The 23574-nt window shown below is 69.2% G+C and carries 20 protein-coding genes; 13 read left to right on the top strand and 7 right to left on the bottom strand.

The features are described 5' to 3' along the window. Positions 1-146: 146 nt before the first annotated feature. From ACZ5MC_RS16830 to ACZ5MC_RS16840, 3 genes are all read right to left on the bottom strand, one after another. Entirely contained in the window at positions 147-2372 is a 2226-nt protein-coding gene (locus ACZ5MC_RS16830; RefSeq protein WP_306601631.1) for a hypothetical protein, read from the bottom strand. Between the two features lie 532 nt (positions 2373-2904). Continuing rightward, the gene (locus ACZ5MC_RS16835; RefSeq protein WP_306601632.1) at positions 2905-5058 is read right to left on the bottom strand and encodes a hypothetical protein; all 2154 of its coding nucleotides are present in this window, start codon (positions 5056-5058) and stop codon (positions 2905-2907) included. 366 nt (positions 5059-5424) lie between these two features. After that, on the bottom strand, positions 5425-6597 hold the full coding sequence (locus tag ACZ5MC_RS16840; RefSeq protein WP_306601633.1) for an alanyl-tRNA editing protein: 1173 nt from the start codon (positions 6595-6597) through the stop codon (positions 5425-5427). Between the two features lie 34 nt (positions 6598-6631). Here ACZ5MC_RS16840 and ACZ5MC_RS16845 point away from each other — a divergent pair, with 34 nt between their 5' ends. Together ACZ5MC_RS16845 and ACZ5MC_RS16850 are read left to right on the top strand one after the other, a co-directional pair. After that, the gene (locus ACZ5MC_RS16845) at positions 6632-7546 is read left to right on the top strand and encodes a LysO family transporter (RefSeq protein ID WP_306601634.1); all 915 of its coding nucleotides are present in this window, start codon (positions 6632-6634) and stop codon (positions 7544-7546) included. Continuing rightward, complete coding sequence (locus ACZ5MC_RS16850; protein WP_464516321.1) at positions 7546-7992, top strand: hypothetical protein; 447 nt, start codon at positions 7546-7548, stop codon at positions 7990-7992. The genes ACZ5MC_RS16845 and ACZ5MC_RS16850 overlap by 1 nt, the downstream gene beginning before the upstream one ends. Here ACZ5MC_RS16850 and ACZ5MC_RS16855 read toward each other — a convergent pair whose 3' ends face one another. Next, positions 7993-8718, bottom strand: coding sequence for a hypothetical protein (locus ACZ5MC_RS16855; protein ID WP_464516322.1), 726 nt, complete (start codon positions 8716-8718; stop codon positions 7993-7995). A 412-nt stretch (positions 8719-9130) separates the two neighbouring features. Here ACZ5MC_RS16855 and ACZ5MC_RS16860 point away from each other — a divergent pair, with 412 nt between their 5' ends. The 3 genes from ACZ5MC_RS16860 to ACZ5MC_RS16870 all read left to right on the top strand — a co-directional run bounded on the left by ACZ5MC_RS16860 (position 9131) and on the right by ACZ5MC_RS16870 (position 11548). Next, entirely contained in the window at positions 9131-10225 is a 1095-nt protein-coding gene (locus ACZ5MC_RS16860; protein ID WP_306601637.1) for a sensor histidine kinase, read from the top strand. Continuing rightward, entirely contained in the window at positions 10222-10950 is a 729-nt protein-coding gene (locus tag ACZ5MC_RS16865; protein ID WP_306601638.1) for a LytR/AlgR family response regulator transcription factor, read from the top strand. The genes ACZ5MC_RS16860 and ACZ5MC_RS16865 overlap by 4 nt, the downstream gene beginning before the upstream one ends. Positions 10951-11056: 106 nt before the next feature. Further along, the gene (locus tag ACZ5MC_RS16870) at positions 11057-11548 is read left to right on the top strand and encodes a Spy/CpxP family protein refolding chaperone (protein WP_306601639.1); all 492 of its coding nucleotides are present in this window, start codon (positions 11057-11059) and stop codon (positions 11546-11548) included. Positions 11549-11551: 3 nt separating this feature from the next. Here ACZ5MC_RS16870 and hppD read toward each other — a convergent pair whose 3' ends face one another. Next, on the bottom strand, positions 11552-12658 hold the full coding sequence (gene hppD, locus ACZ5MC_RS16875) for a 4-hydroxyphenylpyruvate dioxygenase (protein ID WP_306601640.1): 1107 nt from the start codon (positions 12656-12658) through the stop codon (positions 11552-11554). A 124-nt stretch (positions 12659-12782) separates the two neighbouring features. On the opposite strand from hppD, the gene ACZ5MC_RS16880 reads away from it, so the two are divergent. Beyond that, positions 12783-13886: a homogentisate 1,2-dioxygenase gene (locus ACZ5MC_RS16880; protein ID WP_306601641.1), complete on the top strand. Its 1104-nt coding sequence runs from the start codon at positions 12783-12785 to the stop codon at positions 13884-13886. Between the two features lie 71 nt (positions 13887-13957). Then, on the top strand, positions 13958-14548 hold the full coding sequence (locus ACZ5MC_RS16885) for a tetratricopeptide repeat protein (RefSeq protein WP_306601642.1): 591 nt from the start codon (positions 13958-13960) through the stop codon (positions 14546-14548). Here ACZ5MC_RS16885 and ACZ5MC_RS16890 read toward each other — a convergent pair. Both ACZ5MC_RS16890 and ACZ5MC_RS16895 read right to left on the bottom strand, forming a co-directional pair. Next, positions 14545-15387: a flavin reductase family protein gene (locus ACZ5MC_RS16890; protein ID WP_306601643.1), complete on the bottom strand. Its 843-nt coding sequence runs from the start codon at positions 15385-15387 to the stop codon at positions 14545-14547. The two genes, ACZ5MC_RS16885 and ACZ5MC_RS16890, sit on opposite strands and share 4 nt — an antisense overlap. Beyond that, complete coding sequence (locus tag ACZ5MC_RS16895) at positions 15384-16370, bottom strand: fumarylacetoacetate hydrolase family protein (RefSeq protein ID WP_306601645.1); 987 nt, start codon at positions 16368-16370, stop codon at positions 15384-15386. Before ACZ5MC_RS16895 ends, ACZ5MC_RS16890 begins: the two co-directional genes overlap by 4 nt. A gap of 104 nt (positions 16371-16474) precedes the next feature. Between ACZ5MC_RS16895 and ACZ5MC_RS16900 the strand changes: the two genes are divergently transcribed. The 6 genes from ACZ5MC_RS16900 to ACZ5MC_RS16925 all read left to right on the top strand — a co-directional run bounded on the left by ACZ5MC_RS16900 (position 16475) and on the right by ACZ5MC_RS16925 (position 23562). After that, positions 16475-17839 carry an MFS transporter gene (locus ACZ5MC_RS16900; RefSeq protein WP_306601646.1) on the top strand — a complete coding sequence of 455 codons (1365 nt, stop codon included), beginning with the start codon at positions 16475-16477 and terminating at the stop codon, positions 17837-17839. 499 nt (positions 17840-18338) lie between these two features. Further along, positions 18339-20339 (top strand): virginiamycin B lyase family protein, encoded by a 2001-nt coding sequence (locus ACZ5MC_RS16905; RefSeq protein WP_306601647.1) that lies wholly within the window; start codon positions 18339-18341, stop codon positions 20337-20339. Positions 20340-20416: 77 nt separating this feature from the next. Beyond that, complete coding sequence (locus ACZ5MC_RS16910) at positions 20417-21037, top strand: DUF2239 family protein (RefSeq protein ID WP_306601648.1); 621 nt, start codon at positions 20417-20419, stop codon at positions 21035-21037. After that, the gene (locus ACZ5MC_RS16915) at positions 21021-21368 is read left to right on the top strand and encodes a GIY-YIG nuclease family protein (protein WP_306601649.1); all 348 of its coding nucleotides are present in this window, start codon (positions 21021-21023) and stop codon (positions 21366-21368) included. The genes ACZ5MC_RS16910 and ACZ5MC_RS16915 overlap by 17 nt, the downstream gene beginning before the upstream one ends. A gap of 291 nt (positions 21369-21659) precedes the next feature. Further along, on the top strand, positions 21660-22226 hold the full coding sequence (locus tag ACZ5MC_RS16920; protein ID WP_306601650.1) for a TetR/AcrR family transcriptional regulator: 567 nt from the start codon (positions 21660-21662) through the stop codon (positions 22224-22226). Positions 22227-22299: 73 nt separating this feature from the next. Beyond that, entirely contained in the window at positions 22300-23562 is a 1263-nt protein-coding gene (locus ACZ5MC_RS16925; protein WP_306601651.1) for a GNAT family N-acetyltransferase, read from the top strand. Positions 23563-23574 lie beyond the last annotated feature (12 nt).

Genomic DNA, 23574 nt, shown 5'->3' on the forward strand with positions numbered 1-23574 from the left:
TCCGCCCAACGTTATCGGAGGACCAGATGGGAGGATTATAGTGCCAAATGCCAGAATTTTCAAGCCATAAGGGCACGTCTGGCTTCCCGCGCAACGGGGCGGGCCCGGGTGATCGCTCACCCGAGCCCGCTCGTTCGATAGTTGGCTTAAGGCAGGGGCGTCCCGTTGGGATACAGCCCCGAGAGGTACAGCTCCAGGTTCGTGTAGCCCCTGGCATTGGGCCTCTTGACATTGCGGTCGGAGGCGTCGTTCTTGTCCAGGCCGTGGGCGTCCTCCCAGACGTCGGGCATGCCGTCGCCATCGGTGTCCACCGGGGAGGTCCCGGCGGCCAGGGACGGATAGGGACCTGCGGTGGTGACCAGGGAGGTGGGACTGGAGGCCGGGTTCAGGAAGTAGTTGATGATCCGCTCATCGGCCAGATCGCGGTTGTCGACCCAGGAGCCGTCGGGGGCCAGCCGGCGGTTCGCGCCGACCTTGGGGGCGAGGAGGGCCTTCAGGTCCTCCTTGCGGGTCAGCGGCGTGATGGTGATGGGCCAGGCGTTGAGGGCGGAGGGGATGACCGGCGATGAGGCCTTGTACTTCGTGTCCACCTGGGCGTCGTTGAGCTGGCCGTTCTCGTTGCTGGCGAGCCTGAGCATGGTGGAGAAGTTGTCGTAGGACCCCAGGGGGTTCTTGGGGCCGAAGTTGTTGCTCATGTAGATCTGGGCGGTGCCGGAGGAGACGATCTGGTTCTCGTTGTGGGCGGAGGTATCGGCCCAGCGGACCTCGTTCTTGGCGGCGTTGGCGGGGAGCCCCGTGTTGATGCCGTCCCAGACGTTGCCGATGATGTCGAACTGGGTGCCGCCCCGGATCAGCATGGCGTAGCCGTAGCCGGATACGTAGTTGTTGATCCAGCGGCCGTACTTGAGCCAGGTCTGGGGCAGGCGGTGGTCGATGGTGGCCAGGACGTTGTGGTGCCCGTCCCAGCTTGCCTCATCCATGTTGGCCTGGCCCATGGTATCGCCGCCCACCAGGAGGCCCGTGCTGTGCGGCGCCATGCACTCGGCCACGAGGTTCCAGGAGAAGGTGCTGCGGAACACGCCCTGCGCCGACCAGTAGGACGCGGCCTTGTTGCCGTCCCATTCGAAGGAGTTGTGGTCGAGCACCACGTCGGCGCTGCGGTCGTCGTTGGTGGCCAGACCGGTGAGGCCCTGCTGGGAGGCGTTCAAGGGCGCGTTGCCCGGACGGATCCGGAGGTAGCGGATGATGGTGTTGCCGCTGTACCAGAGCAGGGCGCCGCCGGTGCCGAAGGTGCCGTCGCCGCGGACCTGGATGCCGCCGCCGGGGGCCGTCTGGCCCGCGATGGTGAGCCCGGGAGGCACGGGCCACATGGTGGAGTGCAGGGTGATCGTCCCACCCACGGAGAAGACGATGGTCCGCGGTCCCGTCTTCGTCATGGCGTCGCGCAGGGAGCACACCGCTCCCTTGGGGCCGTTCTGGGCCGGGACATTGGCGTGGACGGTGTCTTCGAGGGTGTTGACGGTGTAGACCGCGCCGCCGCGCCCGCCGGTGGCGCCGCCGCCCATGCCTTCGCAACCCGGGAAGGCCGCCAGGGGCCCCGGGTCGACGGTGCCGGCGGTCGGGGGGGGCGGGGTCGGGGAGGAAGCCGTGACGGTGACGCTGCTGGAGCCGGTCACCTGGTTACCGCCTGCGTCGGTGCCCACGGCCTTGACGATGTGGGTGCCGGAGGCCGCTGGGGCGGCGTAGTTGACCTTCAGGGTGCTGCCGTTGAGCACGAGCGTGCCAAGGGTGGCGTTGCCCATTTCGACACCGTCCACGAACCAGGTGATGGGCTGGCTCATACTGCTATTCACGGTGGCGGTATAGGCGAGGGAGCTTCCGGCCGCGACCGTGGCGGCGGCGGGGTTGAGGCTGAGGACCCCGGGCACCGGAGCAGGCGCCGCCACGACGGCCTGGACGGTAACGTAATTGGACCGGCTCACACGGTTGCCTGCGCGATCCGTTGCAAGCATCTTGACGACGTGCTTGCCAGCGGCCGCGGGGGCCTTGTACAGGACCTTCAGGTGGCTGCCGTTGAGGGCGAGGGTGCCCACGGAGGTGTTACCCATGGTGATGCCGTCCACGTACCAGGTGATCCTCTGTTTCACGCTGCTGGAGACGGTGCCGGAATAGGCGATGGTGCCGGAGCTGGCGACGGTGGCGTCGACCGGACTGAGGGTGAGGACGGCGGGCGTGACGGTGGCCGCGGCGAGGGTGCAGGGTGCGAACCCGCCTGCCACAAGGGTCAGGCCGAGGGTCGCACTGAGGATGGAGGCGGAACGGAACCGGGTGATGCCCCGGTACAGGCCTCCGGCGAAAAGGGTTGCAGGCATGGATGCTCCTGTCCCCCGATCCCGCCGGTGAATGCCGGTGGACCCAGGGGTCATGGCTGGTGGATGCGCCGATCGGAAAGATCAAGCCGCCGACTTGCGCATCCTGGAGGTGGTGAACGACCCGATTGCTCTGCTGAAAAATGATCAGAGAACCAGATGCGGGAAGTATAGGTCCCAGGATGGAGCCAGGGGAGTGTTTTCGATCACAGGAGCCCGGAAACCCCTTGCAGGTGTTGAGAAAATGACCGTTAAGGCCTTTCATCAGGCCACTTGGAATGCATCCCCTGGTGCATCTGCCCGCGGCGGAAACGCCGGAAAACGAGGAAAACCCGGCAGGAACCAGGACCCGCATCCTACTTTTCAACACGGTTATTCACCAGCCCGGAGGGTCACGATCCGAGGCCGCCCGCCTGAAGGGGCGGGGCATCCCGTCCCTCCAGGCGGGCGGTGGGTATCACCAGGATTTCACGTCCTGCAGAACGGGGCGGGCCCGGGTGATCGCTCACCCGGGCCCGCTCGTTCGATAGTTGGCTTAAGGCAGGGGCGTCCCGTTGGGATACAGCCCCGAGAGGTACAGCTCCAGGTTCGTGTAGCCCCTGGCATTGGGCCTCTTGACGTTGCGGTCGGAGGCGTCGTTCTTGTCCAGGCCGTGGGCGTCCTCCCAGACGTCGGGCATGCCGTCGCCATCGGTGTCCACCGGGGGGGTCCCGGCGGCCAGGGACGGATAGGGACCTGCGGTGGTGACCAGGGAGGTGGGGCTGGAGGCCGGGTTCAGGAAGTAGTTGATGATCCGCGAATCGACCGGATCCCGGTTGTCGACCCAGGAGCCGTCGGGGGCCAGCCGGCGGTTCGCGCCGACCTTGGGGGCGAGGAGGGCCTTCAGGTCCTCCTTGCGGGTCAGCGGCGTGATGGTGATGGGCCAGGCATTGAGGGCGGAGGGGATGACCGGCGATGAGGCCTTGTACTTCGTGTCCACCTGGGCGTCGTTGAGCTGGCCGTTCTCGTTGCTGGCGAGCCTGAGCATGGTGGAGAAGTTGTCGTAGGACCCCAGGGGGTTCTTGGGGCCGAAGTTGTTGCTCATGTAGATCTGGGCGGTGCCGGAGGAGACGATCTGGTTCTCGTTGTGGGCGGGGGTGTCGGCCCAGCGGACCTCGTTCTTGGCGGCGTTGGCGGGGAGCCCCGTGTTGATGCCGTCCCAGACGTTGCCGATGATGTCGAACTGGGTGCCGCCCCGGATCAGCATGGCGTAGCCGTAGCCGGACACGTAGTTGTTGATCCAGCGGCCGTACTTGAGCCAGGTCTGGGGCAGGCGGTGGTCGATGGTGGCGAGGACGTTGTGGTGCCCGTCCCAGCTTGCCTCATTCATGTTGGCCTGGCCCATGGTATCGCCGCCCACCAGGAGGCCCGTGCTGTGCGGCGCCATGCACTCCGCCACGAGGTTCCAGGAGAAGGTGCTGCGGAACACGCCCTGGGCCGACCAGAACGCCGCGGCCTTGTTGCCGTCCCATTCGAAGGAGTTGTGGTCGAGCACCACGTCGGCGCTGCGGTCGTCGTTGGTGGCCAGACCCGTGAGGCCCTGCTGGGAGGCGTTTGCGGGCGCGTTGCCCGGACGGATCCGGAGGTAGCGGATGATGGTGTTGCCGCTGTACCAGAGCAGGGCGCCGCCGGTGCCGAAGGTGCCGTCGCCGCGGACCTGGATGCCGCCGCCGGGGGCCGTCTGGCCCGCGATGGTGAGCCCGGGAGGCACGGGCCACATGGTGGAGTGCAGGGTGATCGTCCCGCCCACGGAGAAGACGATGGTCCGCGGTCCCGTCTTCGTCATGGCGTCGCGCAGGGAGCACACCGCCCCCTTGGGGCCGTTCTGGGCCGGGACATTGGCGTGGACGGTGTCTTCGAGGGTGTTGACGGTGTAGACCGCGCCGCCGCGCCCGCCGGTGGCGCCGCCGCCCATGCCTTCGCAACCCGGGAAGGCCGCCAGGGGCCCCGGATCGACGGTGCTGCCAGTCGGGGGAGGATCCGTCGGGGTAGGCGTTGTCGGAGGAGGCGTCGTCGGGGGCGGCGTCGTCGGTGGAGGCGTCGTCGGGGGAGGCGTCGTCGGGGGAGGCGTCGTCGGAGGAGGCGTCGTCGGGGGCGGCGTCGTCGGGGGCGGCGTCGTCGGGGGAGGCGTCGTCGGGGGAGGCGTCGTCGGGGGAGGCGTCGTCGGGGGAGGCGTCGTCGGGGGAGGCGTCGTCGGGGGAGGCGTCGTCGGGGGCGGGGTTGTGGCGGAACCCGTGACGGTGACCTTATTGGAACGGGTCACGGGGTTGCCGAGGGCGTCGACGCCCACGACCTTGACGGTGTGAGTGCCCGCGGCCGCCGGGGCTGCATAGGTGACCTTCAGGGCGCTGCCTTTGAGTTCAAGCGTGCCCAGGGTGGCGTTGCCCATTTCGACCCCGTCCACGAACCAGGTGATCGCCTGGCCCATGCCATCCGCGGTGGCAGTGAAGTCGAGGGTGCCGCCGGCTGTGACGGTGGCGTCGGCCGGGCTGAGGGTGAGGGAAGCCGTTTTTTGGGCGGCCGGGGTGGAGGTGCACGATACGAGTCCGCCCGCCACAAGGGTCAGGCTGAGGGCCGCGCTGAGGATGGAGGCGGAGCGGAGCCGGGTGATGCCCCGGTACAGGCCTCCGGCCAAGAAGGTTGCATGCATGATTACTCCCACTCCCCGTCCCGCCGGCAAAGGCCGGCTAACGGGGGGTCATGGTTCGTGGATGCGTCGGTTTGCGCATCAATGTTTTGGTGAATGATCCGATTGCCCTGCGGGACCTGATCAGGGAACCAGATGCGGGAAGTATCAGTCCTTCAATCGTGACCTGGGAGTGTTCTTGGTCACAAGAGCCATGAAAGCCCTTGCGCCGGGCGGCAATGTTGCCGTTAAAACCTCGTGAGGCATGCGGTTATCTCACAGCCTCAGGAGGCTCCTGCCGCCGCGAAAATGCCGGAAAACAGGCAAAAACAGGCCCATGCAGGGACCGGTCTATCCCTTTTCAACCATGACTTGAACAAACCAGGTCAATCAGCCCAGAAGGCCGGCGCCTGCGGCCCGGGCCTTCAGGCTGGGAGCCTTGCCCTGGAAGAGGCGGCCGGAACCGCCGCCCCGCCCTTCCAGGAGGGCCGCCAGCTCCCGGCCGCGGGCGGGGACATCCAGGGGGGAGGCTTCGCCCGCGGTGAGCAGGAAGTAGTGCTGGCCCTCCAGGGTGGACGTGAAGAACACGGCCTTGTGCGGGGCTGCGGCAGCAAGCAGGCGACCGGTTTTCTGGAGGAATGCGGCGTCCCGTCCCTCGAAATGATGGTCGGCCAGGGAACCCGGGCGGGCGGCCAGGGCCTCGACCAGCAGGTCGGCCAGTTCCTCCTCCAGGGCCCGGACTTTTCGATCCAGGTTCCGGGTCTGCTCCAGTCTGCCTTCCAGGGCCGGAACGAGCCCCGGGTCCGGCGCGCCCAGGAGGGACCTCAGGGTGCCGTTGCGGCGTTCATGGGCCTCGAAGCGGCGGCGGGCGCGGCCCCCGGCAACGTAGAACAGGCGGGTCCCCCCGCGCAGGCTCTCGGTGCCCAGGAGCTTGACCACCTCCAGCTCGGCGGTGGAGCGCACGTGGGTGCCCCCGCAGGTGTTGGTGTCCACTCCCTCGATGGTGACCAGGCGAACGTCGCCCGTGAAGCCTTCGGGCAGGCCCCTGGAGCGCACGCCGAGCCCCGGCAGGTCCTCCGGTTTCACGCGCATGGCGGTTACGGGGCGCGCCGCGCGGATGCTTTCGGCCACGGCCTCCTCCAGGGCGCGCAACTCCGCGGCGCCGATGGCGGCCACGCCCAGCTCGATGTCAGAGACCTCCTCCCCCAGGTGGAACGCCTTGGTCTCCCAGCCGAAGCGGTCCTGGGCCACGGCGGTGAGCAGGTGCTGGCCGGTGTGCTGCTGCATGTGGTCGAAGCGGCGCCCCCAGTCCAGGCGCACCTTCACGGGGCCCGGGGCCACCGGTGCCGAGAGGTAGTGGCGGACCTCCCCGTCGCGCTTCTGCACGTCCAGGACTTCGGCCGCGCCCAGGGTCCCGTGGTCCGGGGGCTGGCCGCCGCTCTCGGGATAGAGGACGGTGTCCGCCAGCACCGCGAAGGGGCGCCCGTCCTCGCCCGCGCGCAGCACGGCGGTGTCCAGTTCAGTGAGGTAGGGGTCCCGTTCGTAGGCAGCCAGGTCGCTCATGGGGAAAGCGTACCATGGGTGATAGGATGGCCGGATGAACGTGCTCGCCCTGCTGTTGCTTCTGTTCGCGGGCGCGCTGGCCGGCTATGCCTCACGCCTCAATGAGAAGGCCATTCTTCTCAACCGGGCGGCCACGCGCTACGCCATCGGATCCCTCCTCTTCATCATGGGGACCCGCCTCGCCCGCTCCCGGGAGCTCTTCGCCCGGGACCTGGGCGTGCTGGCGGCCGCCGTGGGGAGCAGCCTCCTGCTGGTGGCGGTCTTCTTCCTGGTGTTCTGGGCGGCATCCAAGGTGAGGCGCGGGCCCGCGAGCGCCCCCGAGGGACCCTCCTCCGGGAGCGGCCACGAGCTGGCCGCGGTGCTCTGGAACGTGGCCTGGATCGCCCTGGGGGCCGCGGCCTTCCTGCTCCTGCCGGACCGGGCCGCCGCGGCCCTGCCCCTGGATGCCGTCGCGGACTGGCTCCTGCGCATCCTGGCCGTGGTCATCGGCTTCGACCTGGGCGCCGACCTCCACCGGCTGAAGCTGAGGGACCTGCCTTGGCCCATCCTGCTCATGCCCTTCCTCAACATCGTCCTGTCCCTGGGCTGCGGCTCGCTCTTCAGCCTCCTGCGCGGAATGCCGCTGCGCCAGGGGCTGCTGCTCTACTCCGGCCTGGGGTGGTACTCCCTCTCCTCGGTCCTGATCGCCCAGAAGGGCCTGGTGGTGATGTCGCTCCTGGCCTTCATCCACAACGTCACCCGCGAGCTCTTCGCGATCCTCTCGGCGCCGCTGGCGGCGCGCATCTCGCCCTACCTGCCCATCCACATCGGGGGCGCCACCTCCATGGACGTCATGCTGCCCTTCGTGCAGCGCTACTCCGGGCGGACCTACACCCTCGTCTCCTTCTATTCCGGGATCGTCTGCAGCCTCGCGGTGATCCCCCTCGTACGCATCCTGTTGGGGTCCTGATGGCCAAGCGCATCGAACGCGTGAACAAGTCCGTGAAGGAGGTCCTGGAGGACCTCGTGGAAGGCCACCGGGAGGCCTCGATCACCGGGCCCGCGGGCGCCGCGAAGTACCTCGCGCGCACCCTGGAGGGCCAGCAGTCCCTGCCCAACGCCGTCAAGGCCGTGACCTACGATCTCCTGGCGGAGGCGCGGGCCATGCTGCAGGACTGGGAGGGCGTGGAGGAGGCCCTGCAGGGTTTCCTGAAGAACCTCCCCGAGATGGAGCCGGCCCTGGGCCACGGCTACCGCCGGGCCCTGGAGGCCACCACGGCCCTGGAGCGGGGCGTGCAGGCCCGCACGGAACGGGCCGATTTCCATGGGGCCCTGGAGCTGTGCGAGATGGCGATCGCCCTGGACCTGGGCGCGCACTGGCGCGCCAAGCGCGACAGCCTGGAGTGGGCGAAGTAGCTACCCCAATGCCGAGGCGTTGCTGGTGTAGGCCGCAGCGGCCATGGACTCCAGGCTCTTCGCATAGGACGCGGCGGTGCTGCCCTGCTCGGCCTGGAGCCTAACCAGCAGGGCCTCCCAGGCGCTGCTGGACGCGGAGCTGTCCGAGGCGTCCAGGGCGGTGGTGAGGGCGCTCGCGGCCGACGTGGTGGAATCGTCGGTGCCCAGGCCCTTCGCCTTGGCGAGGATGGAGGCGAGGAGCGTCTTCGCGGAGCTGAGGTCCCCGGACTGGATCAGGGTGCCCAGGGTCGTCATGTCCTCCTCGAGCGGGTTGGAGCCCTGCGGGGGCGGGCCGCCCTGGGGGCCCTTGGCGGCCTTGGCCTGGACTCCCTCCAGGGCGGTGGAGGCGGCGGTGAGGTCGCCGGACTCCAGGGCCTTGCCGATGGCCGCGAAGTCGCCGGGGATCTCGCCGTTCCTCTGCATCTTCTCCACCATGGACTGGTAGGCCTTCCTGGCGGAGGCCAGGTCCCCGGACGTGATGCTCGACTCCAGCGAGGTCAGGTCGGCCTGGAAGGGATCCGTGCCCTTGGAGGCCGCGGCCTGCTGGCCGGCGGCGGAGAGGGTCAGGAGGTCCGTGGCGGTGGTGCCGGTGTCGGAGGAGTCGTCCGGGGACGACCCCGTCAGACCCAGCAGCTGCTGGAGGTACAGGGCCGACAGGCTCGACGTCCCGGTTGCGGAGATGTTCATGGTTCCCTCCTGGTGGATGCGGACACAGTCCGTTGTGTCCCGATGCAATCCTCCCGCCAGTACGTTTCGGCCGGAAATGAGCCAGGGGAAAGGGTTTCCGGCCAATCGCTGGTTCGCGCCGCCGGATCGCGCCCAGGGAGGGGCGAACGAAGCGGGTCTTCGGCGGGCCGTGGCGGGGAGGGGGGGATTGAAAAGGTAAAATCTTATAAATATACACTTACGCACACAGGGCACTTTCCGCAGGGGTGTTCCCGGCGGCCGGGTCGCCGGGGGTCCCCCGTGCCGGAACGCCCATCGGGACCCGGGTGACATCCGGCGGGGCGGATCGGCCGTTGGGCGGCCGTGCCGAGCGGTTTGCCCGATACGCTGTTTTCATGGATGCTGTGCCATCGCCCCGAATCCAGGGAAACCCATGCGGCAGGAACTGATCACCCCGACCATCCTCAAGCGCGTCTCCAGCCGCGCCAACCTGGCCATCATCCTCCTGGTCGGGGGAATGTTCTGCCTGTTCCGCTTCACCCTCGGCCCGCCGGGGGTCTCGGTGTCCGAGATCGTCTTCCCCTTCGTCCTGCTCCTGGGGCACCTGGCCTTGGCCCCCCTGCCCTGGCAGTGGACCGGCGACGACGCGCCCATGACCGGGCTGGGGCGGGGCATCGTGCAGTCCCTCCTCTTCAACGTCCTCTGGGTGACCCTCATCCTGAGCGTCCCCCAGGTGGCGGGCCCGCGGCGGCCCCGGGACTTCCGCGAGCCTCCCCCCATGACCGGCCCGGAGGGGCCGCCCCCGGAACACGGCGGGCCCGGCAGGGAGCGCAGGACCTCGCCCATCGTCGGCCTGGCCCTGGTGAACGTCTCCTTCGCCCTGGTCTTCGGCTGGGTCTTCGCCGACAAGGAGGCCACCGAGGCCCGGGAACGCAGCATGGCCGGCCTGCTGCGCCAGTCGAGGTCCCGGGCCCTCCAGAACCAGCTCGAGCCCCACGTCCTCTACAACGCCCTCAACGGCCTTTCCGAACTGGTGCACGAGGACCCCCTGGCGGCGGAGGAGATGATCGCGCGCCTCGCGGACCTGTACCGCATGCTCACCCATCACTCCGAGGCCGACTTCGTGCCGCTCATGAAGGAGCGCCTCCTGGTGGAGGCCTACCTGGCCATGGAGGAGATGCGCCTGGGCGAGCGCCTCAGGGTCGAATGGGAGTGGCCGGCCTGGGCCGACGTGGTGATCCTGCCGCCCCTCCTCCTCCAGCCCCTGGTGGAGAACGCCATCAAGCACGGCATCAGCCCCTGCGAGGCGGGCGGGGACCTGCGGATCTCCTGCGCCCGGGAGGGCGGGTCCGTGGCGCTGAGCGTGGCCAACACCGGCATGGCCCTGGGCGCGGAGCCCCGCAAGGGCGTGGGCCTGGCCAACCTGGAGGCCCGGCTCGAACTGTGGATGGAGGGCGCCGGCGCCTTCACCCTTGCCCAGGACGAACAATGGACCGTGGCGGAAGTCCGGTGGAGGGAGAAGGCATGAGCAGACTGCGTGTGGTCGTGGCGGAGGACGAGGCGCTGAGCAGCAAGCGCCTGGTGCGGCTCCTCCAGGAGGCGGGCTGCGAAGTGGTGGCCACGTTCGCGGAGGGCGGGGGCCTCGCCCAGTGGCTGAAGCGCCCCCAGGACGTGGACGCCCTGTTCCTGGACATCCACATGCCCAACCTGGACGGCCTGGCCATCCTCAGGTCCGTGGAGGGTCGCATCCCCGCGGTGCTCACCACCGCCTTCCCGGAGCACGCCGTGGAGGCCTTCGATTCCGAGGCCACCGACTACCTCCTGAAGCCCATCACCGCCTCGCGCCTGGAGCGGGCCCTGAAGCGCATCGAGGCCCGCAAGGGCTCCGAAGTGCACGCCCTGGCCTCCCCCGTCCCGCACCACGGCCCCCTGCGCTACCCGGTGCAGGCCGGGGAGGGCATCGTGCTGGTGGACCTGGGCAAGACCACCCACTTCGAGGTGGACAACGAGGTGGTCTACGCCCATGCCGGCGCCCGCATGCGCACCCAGTGGACGAGCCTGGGGGAGGTGGAGGCGGCCTTCCCGTCGGCGGGCATGCTGCGCATCCACCGCCACCTGCTGGTGCGCCCCGAGGCCGTCATCGGCCTGCGCCCCTCCTCGGGAGGGCGGGCCATCATCCGCCTGGCGGGGGGCGGGGAGCTCGAGGCGAGCCGGGGCGGCGCGCCGCGGCTGCGCGAAAGGCTGGGGCTCTGACCCGTCCGGCGGCGCACCGGGGACGCAGGGCGGCAGACCCGCGCCATTGGCCGCGAACGCGTGACCTGGCGGCTCCAGGGACGCACCTTGAATGGGAGGAGGCACCATGATCCGCACCACCCTTCTGACCCTCGCCCTCGCGGGCGGACTCTGCGCCCAGCAGCCCCCGCCGCAGGGCCCCATGGAGGACTTCCACGGCGGCGAAGGCATGGGGCGCCCCGGCCCCGGGATGATGTTCAGGAACCTGGGTCTCACCCCCGGCCAGGAGAAGGCGGTCAAGGCCGTCCTGGACAGGCGTCAGAAGCCCCCCAGGGCCGGGCGCGACGCCGAGGAGGCCCTGCGCGCCGCCGCCGAGGACCCCGCCGCCACCGAGGCGCAGCTGCGCGCCCTGCACGCGGCCGCCGGCGAGGCCCGGCTCCGGGAGCTCCTGGACCGCCACGCCCTGGCCGTGGAGCTCGACGCCATCCTGACCCCGGAACAGCGGGCCAAGGCCCGCCGCATCCGCGAGAACATGCGCAAGGAGATGGAAGCACGGAGGTCCCTGATGGAGGACCTGGGCGGCCCCCCGCCGCCCCGCCGCGGAGAGCCTGGGAAGTAGGGCTCAGAGCACTCCGCGGCGCCGCTGGTCCAGCTCGATGGAATCGTACAGGGCCTGGAAGTTCCCTTCCCCGAAGCCCATGTTCCCCCTGCGCTGGATGATCTCGAAGAACAGCGGCCCGATCTGGTCCTCGCTGAAGATCTGCAGCAGGTAGCCGGAGGCGTCGCCGTCGATCTGGATGCCCAGGGCCTCGATGGCCCCGAGGTCCTCGGTGACCTTGTAGCCGCCCTTCTCGATGCGCCCGGGCAGGAGCTCGTAGTAGGTGCGCGGAACGGCGAGGAACTGGAAGCCCTGGGCCCTGAGCACGGCCAGGGTCTCCTGGATGTTGTTGGTGGACATGGCGATGTGCTGGACGCCCTGGCCATGGTGGCGGTTGACGAACTCCTGGATCTGGCTCTTCCCGTCGGTGGGCTCGTTGATGGGGATGATGACCCGGCCGTTGGCGCTCTGGACGACCTTCGAGTTGAGCCCGGTGCCCAGGTGCCCGCGGATGTTGAATGTGCGCGTCACGGCGAACCCGAAGACCCGCTCGTAGAAGTCCACCAGCGGCTCCAGCTCGCCCGGGCCGACGTTGTTGGTGAGGTGGTCCACGCGCACCAGGCCGGGTTCACAGAGGGGCAGGCCCGGATCGGGGTGGAGGAAGGGCCAGAAGGGCTCCACGTCCCCGGAGCGCTCCACCAGGTAGTTCAGCACGTCGCCCACGCCCTTGATGGCCGCGAAGCGCAGGGTGCCGCCGCCGTGGTGGTGGGTCTCGGGCTCGAGCATGACCTTGGCGCCGTTGTGGCGGGCCGTGGCCAGGGCGCGGTCCAGGTCGGCCACCTGGAAGTTCAGGGCGCAGACGCCCTCGCCGTGGGTGTGGAAATAGCGTCCGGCCCAGTGGGTGTCGTCGGCCTCCAGGATGAGCACGTCCATGCGGTTCTGGCGCAGGTGCACGAGCCGGCCCCAGGGGGCCTTGCCGGAGGCCACCCGTGAAAAGCCCAGGCGCCGGTAGAGGGGTTCGAGCCGGTCCAGGACCCCGGTCATCTGGAAGTGGTCGATGCGCTCGATCCCCAGGGGGTTCGTGGCGGCCCGGCCCGTGGGGGTGGAAAGGGCGAAACTGGTCTTGGGCATTCATGACTCCGTTCGGAGGAACCCAGGATCATAGCAGCCCGCGCAGAGATTGAGACAGGTTCGCCGCGGAGTTTTTTCGGCGCTACACTTCTGGGGTCCGATTCCCCCCCACCCAGGTGAAACCATGAAATTGACCAATGAATCCAGCCTCTTTCCCCTGCGCAAGGGCCGGATCACCCGCCAGGCGCACGTGGACCTGCCCGAGGGCACCTTCGAGGAGGAGTTCGCCCGGCAGGGCTTCTTCGGGCGCACGAGTCATTTATACAGGACCCACCCCACCACCGCCTGGACCCGCATCGAGGGGCCCCTGCGGCCCCGCAGCTACGACCTGAACAGGCTCCCTCCCGCGGGCCCCTTCGAGCCGGTGTGCTTCCTGCGCAACGAGGACGTGGCCCTGCACTGGGTGGCCGCCGGGACCATGGATTTCTTCTACCGCAACGCCGACGGGGACGACGTCTACTACATCCACGCGGGCGGCGGACGCCTGGAGACCACCTTCGGGGTGCTGGACTACGCCCGGGGCGACTACCTGGTGCTGCCCCGGGGCACGACCTACCGGTTCCTGCCTTCGGCCGGGCCCCAGGCCTACCTGCTCATCGAGAGCGCCGGGGAGATCACCATCCCGGACCGCAACCAGCTGGGTCCCAACGCCATCTTCGATCCCGCCATGATCGACACGCCGGAGCTGGAGCCCCCCGCCGAACCCGAAAGGGAGTGGGCCGTGCACATCAAGCGCCGCAACGTCATCACCCGCGTCTACTACCCTTTCAATCCCAACGACGTGGTGGGCTGGAAGGGCGACCTCACGGTGTGGCGGATCAACGTCAAGGACATCCGCCCGGTGGTGAGCCCCCGCTACCACCTCCCCCCCAGCGCCCACAGCACCTTCCTGGGGCGGAACTTCGTCATCTGCACCTTCCTGCCCCGCCCCTTCGAGGAGGAGCCCGGGGCCATGCGGGTGCCCTTCTACCACTCGAACATCGACTACGACGAGGTCCTGTTCTACTCCGACGGCAACTTCTTCAGCCGGGAGGGGATCGGTCCCGGGATGGTCACCTGGCATCCCCAGGGCATCCACCACGGCCCCCACCCCAAGGCCATCCCCGCCTCCCGCCTGAAAGACCGGACGGACGAAGTGGCCGTCATGGTGGACGCCTACCACCCCCTGGAAGCCACGCCCGCGGCGGCCGCCGTGGAGAACGAGGCCTACTGGTCCAGCTGGAAATAGGACCCGCTCGCAGGTTCCACCGCTTCATGAGAGAATTCCGATCCGTTCATTTCTGTCGGGTTGGAGGCATCGTGGAGAACCGTAACATCCTGATCGGTCTTGGGACCGGGCTCGTGGCAGGCTTCCTGCTGGGCTACGGGACGGGCGTCTATTTCACCACCACCAGCGGCCACAACCACCCCCCGGCTCCGCCCGCCGCGGCCGCCCCCCCCGCCGGCATGCCCCCCATGGGCATGGGCCAGGTGGACGCCTTCGCCCGCATCGCCGCCACCAAGTCCGCCCTGGAAAAGAACCCCAAGGACTTCGACGCCCTGGTGCTGCTGGGCAACGACTATTTCGACACCCACCAGCCCCAGCTCAGCGTGGACGCCTACGCCAAGGCCCTGGCGCTCGACCCCAAGAACCCCAAGGCCCCCGACATCCTCACGGACCAGGGCGTCATGTACCGCGAGCTGAAGGCCTACGACAAGGCCCTGGCCAACTTCAAGCAGGCCGGGAAGCTCGATCCCAACCACCTGCCCAGCATGCTGAACATGGGCATCGTGTACGCCACGAACCTCAACGACAAGGCCGCCGCGAGGAAGATCTGGGCGAAGATCGTCGAGATCGCTCCGGAGAGCCCCCAGGGGCAGCAGGCCAAGCAGTTCCTGACGGGAATCTAAAGCATCGACCGCCGCCCGGCGAGCCGCCAGGCCTCGGCGAGGTCCTCGCGCTGCAGCGCCACGTGGATCGCCCGCTCCAACCCCTCCGCATCCCCGGGGTCGTCCCGGACGGCAGGGGCCTGGGCGGGGTCGGGCAGCTCCGCGGAGTTGGCCAGGCGCCCCAGGTCGTTGCCGGTGAGGATCCGGCTGCGCTTCAGGGCCTCCGGCAGGGCGTCGTAGCCGATGGGGCGGCCCGTGGGCTTGGCCACCTGGAGGATCGCGTGGCCTGAGGCCCGGGTGTAGAAGGCCCCGCCATTGCGTCCTACGAGGTCCAGGCGGTCCGGATGCAGGTCCAGGCAGTCCTCCCGCACGTGGAAGGCCAGGACCTCGCCGATGAGCATCAGGCCCGACCCGGGGCCCGAGCCCAGTTCCACCTCCCGGTGCAGGCGGCATTCCATCTGGAAGGGCGACTCGCCCACCAGCGCCGGCGCCACGAACCGCGCCGGAAGGGGCGTGAGGCCGGACTTCACGAACTCGTCCACGTCCCCGGGGTACTCGGCGCTGGCCACGTTCACCTGCTGGAGCATGGCGAAGCTCACGGCCGCGATGACGAATTCGCGGGTGGAAGTGGCGTTGAGGTAGGTGTCCTTGACCGTCCCGTCCCGGGCCCTGCGGTTGGGGGCAAAGGCCACCATGGGCGGGTTGCTCCCGAAGGCGTTGAAGAAGCTGAAGGGCGCAAGGTTCCTCTCCCCCCTCGCCGAGACGGTGCTGGCCAGGGCGATGGGACGGGGGCCCACGCCGCCCGTGAGCAGGGCGTTGGTGGCGGCGGGGTCCAGGTCCGCCGGCAGGATCGTCTTCACGGCAGCGGACTCCGGGGCCCCATGGCCACCAGTTCGGGCGGGAGGGCGATGCCCTCGGCCCGGGCCACGCTGTTCTCCAGGCGGCCCAGGCCCTGGACCTCCAGCACCACGAAATCCCCGTCCTTCAGCCACAGGTCCTCGGTGACCTTGGAGCCGTTGAGCTCCAGGAGGCAGCCGGTGCCCACGGTGCCGCTGCCCACCACCTCGCCGGGGTTCACCTGCACGCCGTAGGAGGTGCGCTGGAGGATCTGCGCGAAGGTCCAGTTCATGGAGGAGGCCTCGCCGTCGCTCAGGAGGCGGCCGTTCACCGAGGCGGTCATGCGCGCGCGGAGCACCCGTCCCTGGGGGCTGGGCTCCAGGGGAAGCTCGTCGCAGGTCACCAGCCAGGGCCCCAGGCTCGTGGCGAAGTCCTTGCCCTTGCAGGGGCCCAGGCTGAGCTTCATCTCCTCCATCTGGAGGTGGCGGGCGCTCCAGTCGTTCATGACCATGAAGCCGAAGATGGCCTCGTCGGCCTCGGCCAGGGTGGCGTTCTTCAGGGGGCGGCCGGTGACCACGGCCACCTCCAGCTCGTAGTCCAGGCGGTTGAGGTGGTGCTCCAGCACCTCCACGGGGCCGGGGCCCGTCACCGCCTGGTGGTTCGTGAAGTAGGTGACGGGGAAGTGGTCGAACTCGGGGATCATCTCCAGCCCGCGGTTGCGCCGGGCGGTGGCCACGTGCTGGCGGAAGGCGTAGCCGTCCCGCATGGACACGGGCCTGGGCACGGGGGCCAGGAGCGTCACCTGCCCCGCGTCCAGGAAGGCGGCGCCAGGGGCCTTGGCCGCCAGGGCCCGGGCCAGGGGCATGAGGGTGTCCTGCCTCCGGATGAGGGTGAGCATGTCCACGGCCAGGCGCTTGTCGCCCGCATGGAAGTCGAGGATGCGCCCGCCGCCGGTGACGGCGCCGATGCGCTCCTGTCCGTTGTGCAGAAAGGTCACCAGCTTCATGGGCACTCCTGGGGCAAGTCTAGACCAGACTGAGACTCACCGGCAGTCGAATTCGCAACTCTCCGGCGTGGTACAGTTCCCTACCCCCTTGTCCGGAGATGCCCGTGGCCACGCCCCCTGTGGAACAGTCCCCCCTGAACCAGATCGTCCAGCCTTTCATCGACCTGGTGCACGCGCCCAGGGCCCTGTGGGCCGTGAACCTGCTGAGCTTCCTCGAGGGGTTCGTCTACTTCGGGATGGTCATCTACCTCCACATGTACTTCAACCAGTACGGCGGCCTGTCGGATCCCAAGGCGGGGCTCATGGTGGGCTTCCTCACCTGGGGCATCACCATCTCCATGCTCTTCTTCGGGGGCCGCGCCGACGCCTGGGGCCTGCGCAGGACCTTCATCATCTCGCTCTGCATCATGTTCGCCGGACGCGCGCTGCTGGCCCTGGCGCCCTACCTGGGCCTGCGGGGCGGCGGCTTCCTGACGCCCTTCGCCCTGACGGGAGCCCTGGCCATCACGTTCGTCATGACGGGCTACGGCATGTGCTACCCCGCGGGCTACGCGGCCATCCGCAAGTTCACCACCCCGGCCACCGCGGGCATGGGCTACGCCATGCTCTATGCGGTGATGAACCTGGGCGGGTGGCTGCCCACCTTCATGACGCCCGTGCGCACCCACTGGGGCATCCGGGGCGCCTTCGTCTTCTACTCGGCCGTCACCCTCGTGAGCCTGGCGGCCCTGATGCTCCTCCTGAGCCGGAAGACCGAGAGGGAGGCCCTGGCCGCGGGCCTCGCGGCCCAGGAGGCGCCCCCGGCCCCCGCGGACGCCGCGCCCTCGGGCGGGCTCATGCACTGGCTGCGCAACCACCCCCTGGCCGATCCGAAATTCTCCTTCTTCATCTTCTGCCTGATCCCCGTGCAGACGCTGTTCGCCTACAACTGGCTGCTCTTCGCACCGTACGTGAGCCGGGCCTTCGCGGGCACCTGGGTGGGCACCCACTTCGAGGCCGCCAGCAGCCTGAACACCCTCCTGGTCTTCGTGCTCTGCCCCGTGGTGGCCGCGCTCACCACCCGCGTGAAGGTCTACACCATGATGATCCTGGGCACCGCCGTCATGGCCAGCCCCACCTTCATCCTGGCCCTGGGGCCCACCGCCCTGGGCCTTTTGGCCTACATCGTCCTGATGAGCGTGGGCGAGGCCATGTGGCAGCCCCGGTTCCTGCAGTACGCCGCGGAGATCGCCCCCGAGGGCCGCACCGGCGCCTACATGGGGGTGGCGCAGTTCCCCTGGTTCCTCACCAAGATGCTGGTGAGCTTCTACGCCGGCACGGCCCTCGCCACCTGGTGCCCCGAGGGCGGCCCCGGGCGCACCGGGACCATGTGGCTGATCTTCGGGATGGTTTCCATGCTGACGACCGTCATGCTGATCCTGGCCCGGGGATGGCTGGGAAAGGATTTCAAGACCAGCCGGAACCCCTAGGGGAGACCCAAGGAAAGGACCGGTGAGACCTTTTCCTGCCCTTTCCCCTGGATCCGGTTCATCCCTGTATCAGCAGGGCAGGTGCAGGAATGAGAAGGCGCGCAGGCTACCTGCTTTCGCCGGCCCAGTCCTGCATTTCCCCGGCCGCAATATACAATGAATCGGATCCAGGGGATGGATGGGGATCTTCATGTCGTGAACCGCCCCCCTCATCTGTTCAGGAAGTCCCGCGGTTTCCAGGGGAACCCAATTCAAATGAACGACACATATCCTTGCTGGACCCCACGGACCGCAGCCCGCAGGGCGCGGCCTTGCCCTGTCCCGAGGACTTCAAAACATGCACACTTGCCATTCGACCCTCCGGGGAAACGCTCACCGGTGGCGCCGGGCGGCGCTGGCGACGGTCCTGCTGGCGCCCCTTTCCGCCATGGATCCGGTCCCGCCCGGCCGGACAGCTCCCGTCCCGGCGACCGGTGGCGGGGGCGAAACCGAAGCGCTCATGCGCTCCCTGCTGGCCGAGCTGAAGGGCTTCGGCCTTCCTGACGACAGGAAGGAGAAGGAGGCTCCGGCCGTGGGCGGGATCCTCCACGACCTGACCCTGCGCGGTCTGCACCTGCGGGCCGGCGCCGGTCTCCGGGGCGCCGACCTCCGCGGCGCGGATCTCCGGCGCCTCGACCTTGCCGGCGCGGATCTGCGCGGCGCGGACCTCACCCGGGCCAGGCTGGAGGGCGCCAACCTCACCGGCGCCAGGCTGGAAGGCGCCCGCCTTTTCTGCGCCGACATCGGCGGCGCCATCGGCCTCGATCTGTCCGATACGCGGCTCCATCCCTTCTTCGAGATCCTCGAGGACGAGGACGTCGGCCACGTCAAGACGCTCAACCTGGGCAGGCCCGGGAACGAGGAGCGGGGTCCGGTGCGCAACCTCGCGGCCGGTCCCGATGGCCGCCTGTTCTGGACCCAAGGCGACCATCCGGCCATCGAGAACATGACCGTCACCGGGGTTCGCCACGCCATGCCGCCCGTGGTGGATACCCGCATTCACGCCCTGGTGGCCGACAGCCGCGGCCGGCTGTGGAGCGTGGGCGACCGCATGATCGGCATTTGCAGCTTGGCGAGCGTGAGCCGGGCGATCAGCGGCGAACCCATTCGATTCAGTACCTGGAAGATGGAAATTCCCGCCCGGCCGAATCAGGTGGTTGCAGGGTCGAACGGCGACCTTTGGGTCTCGCTGGCGGAACGGGTCTGCCGCATCAGCCACGATCCTGCCAGCAACACGTTCGGGTTCCGGGACCTGGCCTTCCGTTGCGCGGGGCCGGCGGCCGGCACCCTTGGGATGTCCGGCTCGAACGAAGCGGGCATCGCCTTCGCCGTACCCGAACAGGAAAGGGTGTTCTTCCACCGGGGACAGGGTCAACCGCCGTCCACGTTCGCCCTGCCCCCCGGAAGCCGGCCGCGGCGCCTGGTGCCGGGGCAGGACGGCCGGCTCTGGTTCATACAGGCCGGGCCGCCGGGGATCGGCGAGATCGGCGTGAATGGCAGCGGGTGCAAGGTCCACCTCCTGGACGGCCCGGCCACCCAGCCGCACGGGATCGCCCCCGGGCCCGACGGCTCCATGTGGTTCACCGACACGGCCGGGGAGCGCATCGGACGGATCGCTTCCGGCGGCCGGATCACCTGGTTCCCCCTGCCCCGGGGCAGCCGGCCCCAGGAGATCGTCCCGGCACCGGACGGCCGCATGCTCTTCACCCTGCAGGGCCGGAGCGCCATCGGCTCGATCCGTGCGGCGCTCCGGCCGGCGACGCGGCTGGCGCCTGGCCCCGTCGATCGCCTGGCATGGGAAGCGGCCGAGTCCAAGCAGGGCCCTCGCAAGGCCGCCGCCCTTCCAGCAGGCGGCGACTCCAGCACGTCCTCCACCACCACGTCCTCCTGGGAGGTTCCGGTCTACCACCCCAGGCCGGTTCCTGTCGCGAAGACCCCGAGCCGGGAGGAACGCCACGCCCTGCACCAGCGCAGGCTGGAGGCCGCCGAGAAGGCCCTGCTGGCGCGCCAGGCCCTCGAGCCCAAGGAGGCGCCGGCACCGCCCCCCGGTCCGCCCACGCCCGCCCCCGAAGTCCCCTCGATCGAGCTGGACGCCCTGCTGGACCAGTTGGAAACACAGGCGGTGCTGCTGGCCCCCGGAGCGGTCCGGCACAGCCAGGCCCGCCATTGCGGCGCCTCGGAGGCCAATGGCCGATGGGCCGCGCCCTTCGCGAACCCGCAGGCGCTGGCCGCCCTCATCGCCCGGGGCATGCTGGCTTCGGGGGCCATCGCCAAGGTGACCGCGCCCGACGGAGGCTTTGAAACCGCCTGCGAAAGTCAGGAGATCGTGGGCACCTACCGCGACTGCCAGGGCGTCCACCCCACCCGGTGGTTCCGGGTGATCACGGAGCGGCACATCGTGGAGGACCAGGAGGTTCAGATCGTCATGACCGCCTACCCCATCGCCGAACACTGGCGCTAGGGGATTTTTATCCGGATAAATAACTAGCCTCAAATTTTTACCCGGATAAAATAGTCTCTGGTCAACGGAGACACCCCATGGAAACCCCCTTCCCCCTTTCATGCACCGCCTTCCTGGGCTCGCGGCGGCTCGCCGCGGGGTCCCTGGCCTCGGTGGCCGTGGCGGTGAAGCGCGCCCTGGAGGCCGATCCCCAAGGGTCGGCGCTGGTGTTCGACGACGCCGGCGGCCGGGTCATCGACCTGGACCTCCGGGGCACCGAAGCGGACCTGCTGGCCCGGCTCGCGCCGCCGCCGGAGGCCCCGCGGGGCCGGGGCCGGCCCAGACTCGGGGTGGTGCCCCGGGAGGTGACGCTGCTGCCCCGGCACTGGGAGTGGCTGAACACGCAGCCCGGTGGCGCTTCCGTGGCCCTGCGCCGGCTGGTGGAGGAGGCCCGGCGCGCCCGCAAGGACGTGGACCGGTTGCGATCCGCCCAGGAGGCTGCCTACCGGTTCATGTCGGCCCTGGCTGGCGACCAACCGGGCTTCGAGGAGGCCTCCCGGGCCCTGTTCGCCGGGGACGCCGAACGGTTCGGGGAGCACAGCGCCCCCTGGCCCGCCGATGTGCGCCGGCACGTGCTGTTCCTGGCCGGACCGGCCCTCGGCCGGGATGGGCGCCCCGGACCCGATTCCCAAGGAGGCGAGGATGGATCCGGCATTTGACCGCAAGGCGGCCCTGCGCGCCTACAAGGAGCGCAAGCCCAGGCCCGGCATCTACGCGGTCCGGCACATCGCCTCGGGCCGGGCCTGGGCCGGCGCCGCCAAGGACCTGGACACCACCCGCAACGGCCTTTGGCACGTGCTGGAGGACCGCCGGCACCTGGACCGCAGCCTGCAGGCCGCGTGGGACCACCATGGGGCGGAGGCCTTCGAGTACGTGATCCTGGAGGTGCTTGCCGGGGACCTGGCCCCCTTCGTCCTGAAGGAGACCCTCAAGGAACGCCTGGCGGAGTGGGCGCGCCGCCTGGCGGGTGGGAGTTTCGGCAGCCGGTGAGAAAACGCCCCTGAAGCCGGCCAAAACAGCCATCAGAGGTGAAAACGAGAACCAGGAGCGTGCGGAAAACCACCCTTGAAACCCCTGGCGCAATTCCTGGCGTTTGCGGATTGGGAGGGTTCGAGTCGCAGCGGCGTGACGCGAGCGTTCTTGCGTTACGAGCCGATGGCTTGGCTCACCCGATCTCTCGGGGGGCCAGCGTTTGGCACCATGCAGTCCGGGCCGGCGGAACCCGGATTGACTGACTAGCCAATCAGGTATAACGTGTTAACCAGACACAGTGTGGGGGCCATGGCCAGACCGAAAAGCGAGGACAAGCGCAGCGCCATCCTGGCGGCGGCCACCCGGGTCATTGCCGCCCAGGGGCTGGGGGCGCCGACGGCCGCCATCGCCAAGGCGGCCGGGATCTCCAACGGGTCGCTGTTCACCTATTTCGAGACGAAGCACGAACTGCTCGACCAGCTCTACCTGGACCTCAAAGTCGAAATGGCTTCCGCGGCGATGGCGGATCTTCCCTCCGGCAGCGAACCCCGGACCCAGGTGCTGCATCTGTGGACCCACTGGCTGGAGTGGGCGGAAGCCTGCCCCGAGAAGCGCCGGGCGCTCGCGCACCTGTGCGTGTCGGACGCGATCACGCCCGCGAGCCGCCAGATCGTCGGGGCGTCGTTCGCAAAGGTCCTGGACCTGCTGGAGGGGATCCGCGCGGCCGGTCCCATGCGCGAGGTTCCGCTGGCGTTCGTCCTATCCCTGATGAACGCGCTGGCGGACGCGACCATCGACTTTGCGATCCAGGACCCGGATCATGCCGACGCGCACGGCAGGGCGGCCTTCGAGGCCTTCTGGCGGATGCTCGCCTGATTTTTTTTTGCGCAGTTTATGACTGACTAGACACCCACTCATTCCTGATGCCGCAAAGAAGGGAACCTTTCCCATGCCCAACCTCCCATCCCCTCCGACCGCTCCAAAGGCATGCCTGTTCCGGCAGGGTTGCCTCAGCGGGTCCACCCTGGCATTCCGCGTCCTGGACTCCATCGACGCCCCCGCGGGATCCGCCTGGGACGCCCTGGTGGCGTCGGCGAGCCCGTTCCTTCAGCGCCCCTATCTGCGGGCCGTGGAGGGAGGGCTGCCGCCGGGGGAGGCCATGCGCTACGCCACCTTCCACGAGGGCGAACGGCTGGTGGGGGTGGCCTGCTTCCAGCGGACCCGCTTCCAGGGGAGGCCGCTGGGGGAGCGGTTCCAGGGGGGCCCCGTACTGTCCTTCCTGGCCCGCAACCTGCGCCTTGCCAAGCGTCCCCTGGACTTCCAGGTGCTCGTCTGCGGCAGCCCGATGGCGGCCGGGGAACACGGCTTCCGGTTCGACCCGGCCATCGAGCCCCGCCGGGCGATGGAAGCCCTCCTGGCCGCACTGGCCGTGGTGCAGCGCGAACTGGACGGAACCGGAACCCTCGACGGCGTCCTCATCAAGGATCTGGACGCGGCGTCCAATCCCTTCGGCGAGAGCCTGGGCCGGCACGCGTTCGCGGGGCTGCGCCCGGAGCCCGCCATGGTTCTGCGCCTGGATCCGTCCTGGGATTGCTTCGAGGCCTACCTGGGCTGCCTGGCCTCGAAGTACCGGGTGAAGGCCCGGCGCGCCTATGCCAAGTCCCAGGCCCTGCAGGTGCGGGATCTCGCCGCCGAGGACCTGCCCCGTTTCCAGGATCGCTGGATGGAGCTGTTCGACGCTGTCCACCAGCGGGCTGAAAACCGCCTCGGCAGGCCCACCTTCGCCACCTTCCTGAACCTGCGCCGGACCCTGGGGCCGGAATTCATCCTGCGCGGCTACTTCCATGAAGGCGTGCTGGTGGGCTTCCTCACGGGTTTCGTGTGGGGGGGCATCCTGGAAGCCCATCTGGTGGGTCTGGACTACGCCCTCAACCCCGAACTGTCCATCTACCCGCGCCTGCTCTGCGACTACCTGCACATCGCCATCGCCCGAGGCTGCCGCCAGCTCCACTACGGCCGCACCGCCAGCGAGATCAAGAGCACCCTCGGCGCCGAGCCGTTGGAGCAGGTCTGCTACCTGCGCCACCGCGACTGCGTTCCGAACCAGGCGGCCCGGCTCATCGCGCCCCGCCTGCGGGCGGAATCCACCCCTTTGCGAAGACCCTTCACCCAGGAGTGGTACGGCCTGCACGCGCAGCCCGCCCTCGGCTGAATCCGTTCCCAA

This window comes from Mesoterricola sp. JemC181, assembly GCF_055384585.1.